Raw genomic sequence first — 12505 nt, forward strand, 5'->3', positions numbered from 1 at the left:
GCCGGGAGCCCGTGCGCTCACCCGCTCGACCAGTCCAGACTGTCGATCGGGTCCGCACGGCGCAGATCGGGATCGTCGGCGGCGAAGGTACGCGCCGGACCGGGCCCGGTGGTCCTGGTTTCGAACCGCACGGTGACCACACCGTGCCCGGCACCCTGCACCCAACCGTGCCCGTGGTCGCGGTGGGTCACATCGTTGCCGGTCGCCCACTCGTTGCGCGGCGCTGCGTTCGCTGCACCGCCGCCCGCCCCCGTGCCGCCACCGTCCTCGATGCCGTCACCGCCGTCACTGTTCTCGATGCCGTCGGCACCGGGCGCGGACTCCGTGGTGCGCGTGGACATGCCGGGCACCTGCCCGGCCGGGGCCGCGACGTCGTCGAACAACGCATACTGCTCGGTGTCACTGAGACCGGAATAGCCCACTCCGACAAGGCGAATCGGTCCAATCGACTCGGGATCGAGGGCCAGGCGCCGGGCCACCGCGGTGAGTGAGTCGAGATCGCTGGTGGCCGCGGGCAGCGTGAAACTGCGGGTGAGTACCGACATGTCGGCACGTTTGAGTTTGAGCACGACGGTGCGGGCACCACGCCCGTCGGCGACGAGCCGACGGTGCGCGTCGGCGGCCGACCGATCGATCGCCGGCCGCAGTCCCGCCATGGACACGATGTCGGCGGCGAAGGTGGATTCGGCCGAGATCTGTTTGGCCGCAGCACGTTCGGTGACCGGCCGATCGTCGATGCCCTGAGCGAGCCGGTGCAGCGCCGGACCGATGGTGGAACCGAGCACCGAGGCGACCTCGACCTCCGACAGGGCCGCGAGGTCGCCGATCGTGTCGATACCCAACCGGGACAGACGATCCCCGGACACCGGTCCGATCCCCCACAGTTTTCGGACCGGTAGCGCATGCAGGAACGCCAGTTCACGGCTGGGCGAGATCACCATCACGCCATCGGGTTTGGCCATCCCGGAAGCGATCTTGGCGATCTGCTTGCCCGAGCCGAAACCCACCGACGCGGCCAGGCCCACCTCGTCGCGGATGCGCCGCCGGATATCGTCGGCGAACGCGTGTGCCTGCGCGGCGGTGCATCCGACGAGCACCTCGGGTTCGGCGAACGCCTCGTCGAAGGACAACATCTCGATCACACCCACCGTCTCGCGGACGAGCGCGAAGATCCGCTCACTGACAACCCGATAGACGGCGCCGCGCGGCGGGAGCACCACAGCAGACGCGCCGACGAGTCGGCGCGCCTGATGCATCGGCATCGCCGACGACGCACCGTAGGCCCGCGCCGCATAGCTCGCACCCGCGACCACCCCCCGCCCACCGATACCGCCGACCAGCACCGGCCTGCCCCGCAGGGTCGGGCGCGTGAGCTGTTCGACGGAGGCGAAGAAGGCGTCCATGTCGAGATGCATCACCCACCGCTCGCTGCGCTCGGTGCCATCCCGCTCGCTGCGCTCGGTGCCATCCCGCTCGCTGCGCTCGGTGTCCCCGCGGTCGCTGCGCTCGGTGGCGTCATCCCGACCGGCGATCCCCGGGACTCTTGCAGACTCCGACACCCTTGCAGACTAAGTCCTGCCCCGCCCGCCGATCGTCACGGCGTCGGCACACCTGGCAGCGGACGGTCAGGCGGCAGAGACGGCGAAGACCGGGATCTGTTCGGCATGCTCCGCGAGCTGCGCCTCGGTCGCGTCGACCCCGAGTCCCTCCGGCAGGAACCGCCCGACCTCCCACCCCCACTTGTCGAGGTAGCGACGGATGATCGCGGCCCGGTCGGCCGCGGGCACTTCGACGAGCACAACCCGGCGCGAGCGCCGGCCACGACGCAGTTCACCCGAACCCGCCACGCGCGCATTGCGGACCCATTGCGTGGCGCCACGCACCGCCACCAGGTACTCGACGCCGTCGAGGACAAGTGGATTGACCGGAATCCTCTGCGGCGCACCGGAGGTGCGACCGATCACGGTCAGGGTCTGGGCGCCGGCGAGTGAGAAGCCGTGGTCGGTCAGCCAGCGGACGAGGGCATTCATTCGGGAATCGGTCGTCGTGGGCGGGAGGTAATGGGTCATCGGGGACCACCTTTCGTCGAAGAGAGCACCGCTCTCGTTTCGAGTATGCGCGCACCCGATCCAAAAAACAAGAGCAATGCTCTCGCATTGTGCGATGATGGTCGCCATGCCCGGACCGACGACACGCGCCCCCCGCACCCGAGCCGAGAACCGGCAGACGATGGAGACCGAGATCCTGCGGCTCGGTCGAGAACATCTGAGCACCCACGGCGCCGCGGGACTGTCTCTGCGCGCGATCGCGCGGGAACTCGGCGTGGTCTCCTCGGCGGTCTACCGCTACGTCCCCAGTCGCGACGAACTGCTCACCCGGCTGCTCGTAAAGGGGTACACCCATCTCGCCGAGTCGGTCGACGCCGCCACCGACCGTATCGACACCGAGGACCATCGCGGCCGGATCATGGCTGCTGCCAAGGCAATCCGGATCTGGGCCGTCGACGACCCGGCGCGCTGGGCACTCCTCTACGGCAGCCCCGTCCCCGGATATGCGGCGCCCGCCGACCGTACCGTCACCCCCGGCACCCGCGTGATCGCACGGCTCATCGCCGAACTCGCAGCCGCACACGACGCAGGCGTCCTCGCCACCCCGGACTACGAGGTCTCCCCCGCGCTGTCGGCCGATCTCGACGCCATCCGCATCGAGTTCGGCAACGACCTACCCGATGCCGCCCTCGTCACCGGCACCCTGCTGTGGGCCGCGGTGATCGGGGCCACCTCGCTGGAGGTGTTCGGCCAATACGGCTCGGAGACGTTCTCCGTTCCCGAGCACCTGTTCACCGCCCAGATCGACGCGGTCCTGTCATCGGTGTTCCGCTGACGGAGGTGCCTCGACGGCAGTCGCGACGCGTACCCGCTCGGCGATCCATCCGTACGACGAGAGCGCCTTGACGTCGTCGTCGACGTCGTACCCGTGATCGGCGTCGGGGACCTCGAGGAGCCCGCGCAACGCCCCGGCGGCCTCGAGCCGCCGGGCGTATCTCCGTCCCTCCTCGGCCAGGATGTCGTTGTGCGCCACGATGACCAGAGCGGGTGCGATACCGGTGAGATCGGCCTCGTCGGCGCCGCCGGCGGGTGAGACCAGCCGGTCGGATCGCTGCGTGACGTCGGGGACGTAGGCGGCGTCGAACACCGTACCCATCCACGGTCGGAGCATCGGACGAGCCAGTGGTGAATGCTTGGCGCCCGCGGGGACCGTCAGATCCAGTGGCGGATAGTGCAGGACCTGCAACGAGATCGCTGGGCCACCGCGCTCGAGTGCGAGCCGCGCCCCGGCCGCCGCGAGCGCGCCGCCGGCACTCTGACCGCCGACGACCAGCCGGGTGCCGTCCCAACCGTGCTCGCTGCCGTGCTCGGCGATCCAGACGAGGATCTCGTGAATCTGCTCGGGCGGTTGCGGAAACCGATGCTGCGGGGCGAGAGCGTAGTCGACGTTGACGACCACGACGCCGGCCTCCACCGCCAGCAGCCGACACACCGGGTCGTCCTGCTCCCTCACCCCCATGACATATCCACCACCGTGCAGGTTCACATACACCGGCGGTGTGCGGTCGGTGCGGGCCGGACGATAGATCGTTGCCGTGACCGGACCCGGAGTGCTCGGTATCCGCAGCGGCTCGGTGGTGGCTCGGTGCCCGGGGAATCGCGACCGCGCCCGAGTGGTCGTGCGCCGCGCCGCACGACCCATCCCCCACTGCATTCCCCGCGCGACGACCCGTGCCACGGTCGGGTTGGCAAGCACCGACATTCGATGCCTCCGGAGAAGTCGTGGGTTGGTCATACGGTCTCGGGTTCGCCGCTGACGCGGCCCCGCGGATCGACCCCGGTGAACCCGATGCCGACGATGAGGGTGGCGAGCAGGGCCGCGCCGGCACACACCACGAAGGCCATCGAGTATGAATGATCGAGCGCATCGAAGGCAACCGACTGCAAAGGGTTGAGCGGCATGGACTTTCCGTCGACCATCACCGTCGCCGGAACCCCGTTGGCGCCCAGCGGGCCCGAGTGGACCGCGCCGACGGCTGCTTCGAGGGACTCGCGGGTGGCGCCGGACGCGTGGGCGGGCGCCGAATCGAAGGCCTGCAAGGCATTGCGAAGATCTTCGGATGCGTTGAGCTTCGCCTGGATGGCGTTGGCGGCCTGGGTCAGTGCGATCGCCCCGATCACCGACGGTCCGAGGGTGAAGCCGAAGTCGCGCAGCAGACTCGTGGTGCCGCTGGCCATCCCGGCCAGGTGCGTGGGCACGGTGTTGACGGCCACGGCGGTGACCGCCTGCAGCGCGAGCGCGAAGCCGAGCCCGACGACCGCGATCGGCGGCAGGATCAGGCCGAGCGACATCGTTGCCGCCGGGATCGACGCGGCCCAGAGGTCACCGATCGCGATCAGACCGAAACCACCCGCCATGAGCCATCGCGCGTTGTGGCGGACCAGCAGGCGGGCGACCAGCGGTGCGGTGAGCAGGGTCATGCCGTTGAGGATGACGAACGCGATCGACGTCACCAAGGGCGAAAACCCCTGGATGGCCGCCAATCTGATGCTGGTGATGTAGGCGGTGCCGAGCAACGCGAAACTGCCCAGCACGGTGGCGATCGCCGCGACGCTGAACGCCCGGTTGCCGAACAGGTCCAGACGTAACAGCGGCGCCGGTGCACGACGCTCGACGATGATGAACGCGACGGCCGACAGTGCGGCGAGGACGAATGCGTCGATGATGTCCGGGGCGCCGTAGCCGGTCGTCGACCCCTGGATCACCGCGTAGAGCAGGGCGAACAGCGAGATCGCGACGGTGATCTGACCCGGCCAGTCCAACGATCGCCCCGTGGGAGCCGAGGACGTGGTGGCCATCGTGAGCGTCACGATCAGGCACGGAACCGCGAGCACGGCCACCGCCAGGAAACCCCATCGCCAACCCGCGGTGTCGGTGCCCGCGAAGGGATAGCGGGCGAGGAAACCGCCCAGCACCGGGGACACGAAGCTGCCGGTGGCCAGCGCCGCGGCCCACACCGAGATCGCGCGGGCGCGGTCGTGGGGCGTGTGCGTGCCCGCCGCGACCATCGCCAGGGTGGTGGGCATGATCGCGGCCGCGCCGACACCGGTGAGCACCTGGCCGACGAGCAGCACGGCCACTCGGATCGAGGTGTCGACGTCGGCGCCCGGGGTGAGGAAGCCGATCAGCTGACCGATACCCAGAACGATGGTGCCGATGATCAGTAATCGCTTGCGGCCGAACAGATCTCCCAGCACCCCGAAGGTGAGCTCGAACAGGGTGACCGGGACCAGGAACGCCGCGGAGATCCAGGTGAGCTGTGACGCACTGGTGCCGAGATCGTCCTGGAAGAGCCCGTTGAGCACTGCGGGCATGGCCAACGCAGCCTGCGCCAGGGCGATCGCCGCCGCCGCGGCGATCAGCGTCCGTCTGTCGAGGACGTATCTGTCGGCAACCTGTCCGGTGACGAGCGTTCTCTGGGTCATGGGCGGGACCTTTCCGAGCCGAGGAGGCGGCGTGGATGACGCTGCCCAACTATCAGCAAAGCTGATAACAGCAATACTGACGGTTTGATCACGTCCGCGCAAGAGTGTGGCGCCCACCTCCTCTCCGACGGCGGGTACCTTGCCGGGGTTGCGGCGGGGTGACGCGGCGGTTCTGCATAATCAAGGTCGAGTTCGCCACCGCTTCACGTCCGCCGCCCGCCCTACACCCTCACCGCCCCGTATCGTCACCGTCGCGAGAGAGTCACCTATGCCCACCAGCAACGCCACCCTGCTCTACCTCGTCAAGCAGCTGGAGTTGGCGGTGCGCGCCCGGATGGACGAGGTGGTCGGCGGCGAGGGACTGACACCGGTGCAATACACCGCCCTGACCGTGCTGGCGCGCCGGCCGGGGCTGACGTCGGCCGAACTCGCCCGCAATTCGTTCGTGCGACCGCAGACGATGGCCCGGATCACCGCGGTGCTCGAGGAACGGCAATTCGTCCGACGCGAGACCGACCCGCACAGCCGCAGGCAGATGCGGCTGTACCTGACCGACCACGGCCACGAGACCGTCGAACGTCTGGAGCCGGCGATCACGGCCATCGAGACCCGGATGGTCGCCGATCTCGACGAGACCGAGGTCGAGGCACTGCGGTCGGCTCTGCAGTCGAGCAGGCGTGCGCTGGGTGGGTCGGCTGCCCACTGAGATATCCCCCAGAATCTCCCCTCGAGACGCCGATCGCCCGCACGCGTGACGCATGCGGGCGATCGGGAGTACCGCGCAGCGCGGCTCAGGTGGCGGCGCGGGTGATGTCGGCGGACACACCGTCGCCGAGTTCGATGCCGCCCGGCGTGTCGGACTGTACGACCTCGAAGGCGACCGCGAGGATCTCCCCGGCGATCAGGTCGGCGTGGGTGCGGGCCCAGTCCAGACGTTCGGCGGGCACCACCAGACGCACCTCGATCCGATCCGAGACGTCGAGACCCAGCGAGCGCCGGGCCTCCTGGAGCTCGCGGACCCGGTCCTTGGCCCATCCCTCGGCCTCGAGCTCCGGAGTGACCGCGGTGTCGAGAACGACCAACCCTGCGCCCCCGGGCAATTCGGCGGTCGATTCGGGCTCCTGCGCGACGAGCCGGCGCGTGTACTCGCCGGGCTCGAGGTCGATACCGGCGGCACTGACCACCTCGGTGCCGTCGTCGGTGGTGCGCACCGCCCAGTCGCCGGCCTTGACCGCCTTGATGACCCGCTGCACGTCCTTGCCCAGCCGTGGGCCCGCAGCCCGCGCGTTCACCGCGAGTTCCTGTCGGCCGTAGGCATCGGCGTCGGTGGACAGTGTCACCGACTTCACGTTCATCTCGTCGGCGATCAGGTCGGTGAACGGCTCGAGTTGCCCGGCCGTCGGCGAGGCCACGGTCAGCCCCGGCAGGGGCAGGCGCACCCGCAACTTGTTGGCCTTGCGCACACTCGACGCCGTCGAGCACACCGCCTGCACCTCGTCCATCGCCGCCACCAGCGCCGTGTCGGCGGGCAACTCGTCGGCGGTGGGCCAGTCGGTCAGGTGCACCGACCGCTCGCCGGTGAGCCCACGCCAGATCGCCTCGGTGGCCATCGGCAACAGCGGCGCGGCAAGGCGAGAGGCCACCTCGAGCACCGTGTAGAGGGTGTCGAAGGCATCGGCGTCGGCGTCCTGACCGGCCCAGAACCGGGCCCGGGACCGGCGCACATACCAGTTCGTCAGTGATTCGACGAAGCGCCGCAACGAATCACACGCGCCGGCGATGTCGTAGGCATCGAGCGCGGTGGTCATCTCGTCCCGGGTCAGCGCGAGCTTGGCCAGGATGTAGCGGTCGAGCACGTTGGTCGAATCGGTCCGCCAGCTCGCCGGCTTCTCGGCGTAGAGCGCCAAGAAACTGTAGGCATTCCACAACGGCAGCAACGCCTGTCGCACACCCTCGCGGATGCCCTTCTCGGTGACGACGAGGTTACCGCCCCGCAGCACCGGCGAGGCCATCAGGAACCAGCGCATCGCATCGCTGCCGTCGCGGTCGAAGACCTCGTTGACGTCGGGGTAGTTGCGCTTGGACTTGCTCATCTTCTGCCCGTCGTCGCCGAGCACGATTCCGTGCGCGACAACACTTTTGAATGCGGGACGATCGAAGAGCGCGGTGGCCAGCACGTGCAGGTTGTAGAACCAGCCCCGGGTCTGACCGTTGTACTCGACGATGAAGTCGCCCGGATTGTGCGGCGCCAGGCTCGCGTCGGCGTCGCCGTCGAACCAGTCGGCGTTCTCGAACGGGTAGTGCACCTGCGCGAACGGCATCGAACCCGACTCGAACCAGCAGTCGAAGACCTCGGGCACACGACGCATCGTCGCCGCGCCGGTGGGATCGTCGGGATTGGGCCGGGTCAGCTCGTCGATGTAGGGCCGGTGCAGATTGTCCGGACGCACCCCGAAGTCGCGCTCGAGATCGTCGAGCGATCCGTAGACATCGGTGCGTGGATGATCCGGGTCGTCGGAGACCCACACCGGGATCGGCGCACCCCAGAACCGATTTCGGCTGATGTTCCAGTCACGGGCACCTTCGAGCCACTTGCCGAACTGGCCGTCGCGGATGTGGTCGGGCGCCCAGGTGATCTGCTTGTTGAGTTCGAGCATGCGCTCCTTGATCGGGGTGACCGCGACGAACCACGACGGAACGGCCATGTAGATCAACGGCTTTCCCGACCGCCACGAATGCGGATAGGAGTGCTCGATGGTCTCGTGCCGAAGGATGCGCCCGCTCCGCCCGTCGGGCCCGGCCTGGACGTGACCGCCACCGGCCTTGAGGTCCTTGATGATTGCCGGGTTGGCGTCGAAGACCATCTGCCCCTCATACGTCGGCACCGCCGAGGTGAACCGGCCCCCCGGATCGAGCGGCTGTACGACCTCGATGCCGTTGGCGGTGGCCAGCTCCATGTCCTCTTCACCGAACGCGGGAGCCAGGTGCACGATGCCGGTGCCGCTGTCGGTGGTGACATAGTCTCCGAGCAATACCCGATGGGAATTCGGGTGTCCGACAAAGAAATCGAAAGGCGGCAGGTAGCGCAGGTCGGCCAGCTCCGCGCCCGGGTACCGGCCGAGTTCGGTGGTGTCGCCGAGCTCGCCCGCATACGCACCCAGCAACGCCTCGGCGAGCAGGTAGTCGTGCCCGTCGGCGGCGCGCACGTGGACGTAGGTGACCTTCGGATTCACCGCGATCGCGAGGTTGCTCGGCAACGTCCACGGGGTGGTCGTCCAGATCAACGCGTTCACGCCGTCGAGTGGACTACCGGGAGCCACGAGCGGCATGGTCACCGTCACCGCCGGATCCTGTCGCATCCGGTAGGCGTCGTCGAGCTTGGACTCCTGGTTGCTCAGCGGGGTCTGCTCGTACCAGCTGTACGGCAGCACCCGATAGCCCTGGTAGATCAAGCCCTTGTCCCACAGGCGTTTGAACGCCCACATCACCGACTCCATGTAGTCGATGTCGAGGGTCTTGTAGTCGTTGTCGAAGTCGACCCAACGGGCCTGGCGGGTCACATAGTCGCGCCACTCACCGGTGTAACGCAGCACCGAGTCGCGGCAGAAGTCGTTGAACCGCTCCATGCCCATCTTCTCGATCTCCGATTTGTCGGTGATCCCGAGCTGGCGTTCGGCCTCCAATTCGGCGGGCAGACCGTGTGTGTCCCAACCGAACCGGCGTTCGACCTTCTTGCCCCGCATGGTCTGATAGCGCGGGACGACGTCCTTGACGTAGCCGGTGAGCAGATGTCCGTAGTGCGGCAGACCGTTGGCGAACGGCGGGCCGTCGTAGAACACGAACTCTTCCGCCCGGGATCGTTTCTCGACAGACGCACGGAAGGTGTCGTCGGCGTCCCAATACTGCAGCACGGTGCGCTCGACGTCGGGGAAGGACGGCGCACCACGCTCGCCGCCGGTCATGTCGACGCGCGGATAGATCCGGCTCCCGTCGTCGGTAGGCGACGACGCACCGGTCTCGGCGGACTGGGGGTTGTGCGGGGATTGACCCACGTCGGTCACGGCTGGTCTCCTCGTGCCATCTCGATGCTCCTCGGCACGGGGACGCAAACCGTTTCCGGTTGCGCGGTACCACCCCGCTTGCATCGACGACGGTCGATGCCTCTCGAGTCCCGCGCATGTGTGGTGCTGATGTCACGGGACGCGGGCTGTGACGGGCCCACCCGCCCGGTTCTACTGAGAACGACCCGACGGGGACGTTCGGTTCTTCCGGGTGCTCCCCGGTGATGGCCGGATCGACGCGCACACCAGTGTAGCCGTGCCGGACCGGGTCGGGCCAAATCGATTTCTGTCACCACGGCAGCCGGTCACCTGGGCGGACGGTCCCCTGCGTGGCAGCAACGCCGGGCGAGCCGGCCGTCACTGCTCGGGTGTCGCTACCGGGGTGTCACTGCTGGGGTATCACTGCTGGGGCGGGCGCCAGTCCGGATGCAGCGGATCGATCTTCTCCGGCCGCTCTACGGGCTCCGATTCCCCCGACTGCGTCGTGGACCCGGGATCGGAGTGCGTCCCCCGAGAGCCCTGCGGAGTCGGCGCCGGACCGGGCCGGAACCGGCCGGTCTGGGGCGGGCCGGGCGGCCGTTGTCGGCCGCGTGGATCGGAACCCGTATTCGGGCCAGCAGGGTTCGGACCAGTTGGGTTCGGGCCAGCGGGGTTCGACACAGCAGGATTGGCTACCGAGGGGTTGGATACCGGTGGCCGCGGCCGCGCGTCGGCGGCCCCGACCGACCGCAGATAGTCGGCATATCCCCGCTCGGCGGTCGAGGGCGCGGTGGGCCGGTCGGCTGCAGGTGCGCCGGGGCGAGTGGGGGGCGGAGCAGCTTGAGTCGGCACGGACTCGGGCGGACGCGGATCACTCCCGCGCGGACCCCCCGCGGTCTCGGGTGCGTCGGGAGACGAGATCACGCCTTCCCAGAGCGCCCGACGGCGATCCTCGGTCGACTGCTGATCGGAGTCCTCGTGCGGCGCGGACTCCGACTGCGGACCACTGTCCTCGGGTCGCCCGTCCTCGGGTCGCCCGTCCTCGGGGCGCCGAGGCGTGTGCCGAGAATCGTCGGCGTCGTCGCCATCTTCGTCGACGTGTTGCGCGGCGCCGAACCCGAAGCCACCACCGGCCTCTTCATCATCGGGCTTACCGCGCCGACCACTCCAGACGATGTCGGCGACGAGAAAGATCAGCCCGACGAGGCAGACGACGATGCAGGCGATCGCAAGCCACAGGGTGCCGGTGATGAGGCCGACGACAAGTAGGACGAATCCGACAAGCGTGGCAGCCAGCGCCAGGGTCAGCACGTCATCGACCTAGTGTCGTCCCGTTCAGCTCTGCGAGTAGCTGCTGAATCCACCGTTGCCGGGATCGGTGGAGAACGACTGATCGGCCGGGCGTCCGCTCTCGACCGGTGCCGCACTACCGCGCTGTTGGAGTTCCTCGAGCTGGGATTCCAGGTAGGTCTTGAGGCGCGTACGGTACTCACGCTCGTAGATCTTGAGTTGTTCGATCCGGCCCTCGAGCACACCACGCTGCTGGTTGATGGTGCCCATGATCTCGGCGTGCTTGCGCTCGGCATCACTCTGCAGGGCGTCGGCACGTTCCTGCGCCTGACGCAGCTGCGCCTCCGAGCGGGTCTGCGCGTCGGCCAGGATGGCCTCCGACCGCTGCCGTGCATCGGCGAGCATGGCCTCGGACTTGCTCTGCGCCTCGGCGACCATCGAGTCCGACCGCTGCCGCGCGTCGGCCAGCAACGAGTCGGCCTCCTGCCGCGACGTGCTGGTCAAACGGTCGGCGGTCTCCTGCGCAAGCGCGAGGACCTTGGCCGCACGGACGTGGGCGTCGCCGTCGGCCGGTGCCGCCGCCGGAGCGGGAGCAGGCGCGGCCTGGGGTTCGGGACTGGACACCGCGAAGACCTGGGTGTGGTCCTCCGACGGCGCAGGTGCCGCAGCGGCACCCGATCGCGCTTCGGTGAGCTCGCCTTCGAGTTCTTCGACGCGTTGTTTCAGATCCGAGTTCTCGTCGATCAGACGCGCGAGTTCTGCTTCGACAAAGTCGAGGAACTGGTCCACCTCGTCTTCGTTGTAGCCGCGTTTACCGATAGGCGGTTTGCTGAACGCGACGTTGTGCACATCAGCTGGTGTCAGCCGCATGTCGGTTCCCCTCAATGTCGTTCGAGCTTGTCTTGGTCGAGCCTTGTGTCAGTAGTACTGCGTCAGTCGAGCAGTTCTGCGTCAGCCGAGCAGTTCCACGCTGTCACGTGTCCCATTACAGACTGTCACTGACCATTCATACCAGTCAAAATCTGTAACTGGCGTCTTATCCTGTCACATCTGAACCGTTCGTAGTAGGACATCGATGTCGTCCTGCAATCAAACAGTCGCTCAACCATGACATCAGCAATACGCTCTCCGGCCAAGTCCCCAGGCAGTTCGGCGACCGACTTTCTCGTTCGACCGAAGTCGGTGCCAGGTCAGATCACGAGTCACATTCCGAGCGCCGACGCCGCGGCCCCCATCCGGAACGACCCGACCACCTGCATCGCGATCACCACCAGGATCAGCACGATCATCAGCGACAGGTCGAGGCGGACCGGGCCGAGCGGAATCGGCGGGATGATCCGCCGGAACAGTTTGATCGGTGGGTCGGTCACCGTGAAGGTGATCTCGATGATCGCCACGACGATCCCCGTCGGTCGCCATTCCCGCGCGAAGGTGCGCACCAACTCCACGACGAGCCGGGCCAGCAACAGCAGCCAGTAGACGAACAGGATGTACCAGATGACTTCGAACACAATCGCCACTTCTCAAGAGTGCCTGACGTGAGGCGCCCGCGGCCGCACCGGGGTTCCGGCACGTCGCCGCGGGCGCGAGGACGGTAATTCGGGGGAATTGCCGGAAATATCGCATCGCGACGCGATATCG

At 67.9% G+C, this 12505-nt stretch carries 10 protein-coding genes; 3 read left to right on the plus strand and 7 right to left on the minus strand.

The genetic code is table 11. From position 1 onward, the window contains the following. Positions 1-17 precede the first annotated feature (17 nt). On the minus strand, positions 18-1559 hold the full coding sequence (locus P3L18_RS00725; RefSeq protein WP_276112960.1) for a DNA polymerase IV: 1542 nt from the start codon (positions 1557-1559) through the stop codon (positions 18-20). 66 nt (positions 1560-1625) lie between these two features. Further along, the gene (locus P3L18_RS00730) at positions 1626-2069 is read right to left on the minus strand and encodes a hypothetical protein (RefSeq protein ID WP_020170929.1); all 444 of its coding nucleotides are present in this window, start codon (positions 2067-2069) and stop codon (positions 1626-1628) included. A gap of 76 nt (positions 2070-2145) precedes the next feature. On the opposite strand from P3L18_RS00730, the gene P3L18_RS00735 reads away from it, so the two are divergent. Beyond that, positions 2146-2883, plus strand: a complete 738-nt coding sequence (locus tag P3L18_RS00735; RefSeq protein ID WP_276112961.1) for a TetR/AcrR family transcriptional regulator — start codon at positions 2146-2148, stop codon at positions 2881-2883. Here P3L18_RS00735 and P3L18_RS00740 read toward each other — a convergent pair. After that, the gene (locus P3L18_RS00740) at positions 2866-3810 is read right to left on the minus strand and encodes an alpha/beta hydrolase fold domain-containing protein (protein ID WP_020674397.1); all 945 of its coding nucleotides are present in this window, start codon (positions 3808-3810) and stop codon (positions 2866-2868) included. The genes P3L18_RS00735 and P3L18_RS00740 overlap by 18 nt on opposite strands. Before the next feature lie 29 nt (positions 3811-3839). Further along, complete coding sequence (locus P3L18_RS00745; RefSeq protein WP_276112962.1) at positions 3840-5534, minus strand: MFS transporter; 1695 nt, start codon at positions 5532-5534, stop codon at positions 3840-3842. A gap of 268 nt (positions 5535-5802) precedes the next feature. On the opposite strand from P3L18_RS00745, the gene P3L18_RS00750 reads away from it, so the two are divergent. Continuing rightward, positions 5803-6240 carry a MarR family transcriptional regulator gene (locus P3L18_RS00750; protein WP_006370492.1) on the plus strand — a complete coding sequence of 146 codons (438 nt, stop codon included), beginning with the start codon at positions 5803-5805 and terminating at the stop codon, positions 6238-6240. Between the two features lie 85 nt (positions 6241-6325). Here the strand turns inward: P3L18_RS00750 and ileS are convergent, their stop codons facing one another. Beyond that, the gene (gene ileS, locus P3L18_RS00755; protein WP_276112963.1) at positions 6326-9595 is read right to left on the minus strand and encodes an isoleucine--tRNA ligase; all 3270 of its coding nucleotides are present in this window, start codon (positions 9593-9595) and stop codon (positions 6326-6328) included. Between the two features lie 957 nt (positions 9596-10552). Between ileS and P3L18_RS00760 the strand changes: the two genes are divergently transcribed. Further along, positions 10553-10843 carry a hypothetical protein gene (locus P3L18_RS00760; protein ID WP_276112964.1) on the plus strand — a complete coding sequence of 97 codons (291 nt, stop codon included), beginning with the start codon at positions 10553-10555 and terminating at the stop codon, positions 10841-10843. A 66-nt stretch (positions 10844-10909) separates the two neighbouring features. Here the strand turns inward: P3L18_RS00760 and P3L18_RS00765 are convergent, their stop codons facing one another. Beyond that, a complete protein-coding gene (locus P3L18_RS00765) occupies positions 10910-11734 on the minus strand; it encodes a DivIVA domain-containing protein (protein ID WP_006370495.1) in 825 nt (274 codons plus the stop codon). Positions 11735-12066: 332 nt separating this feature from the next. Next, positions 12067-12384: a YggT family protein gene (locus P3L18_RS00770; protein WP_014360347.1), complete on the minus strand. Its 318-nt coding sequence runs from the start codon at positions 12382-12384 to the stop codon at positions 12067-12069. Between the last annotated feature and the right edge of the window lie 121 nt (positions 12385-12505).

It is taken from the genome of Gordonia sp. N1V, assembly GCF_029269935.1.
Lineage (GTDB): Bacteria > Actinomycetota > Actinomycetes > Mycobacteriales > Mycobacteriaceae > Gordonia > Gordonia polyisoprenivorans.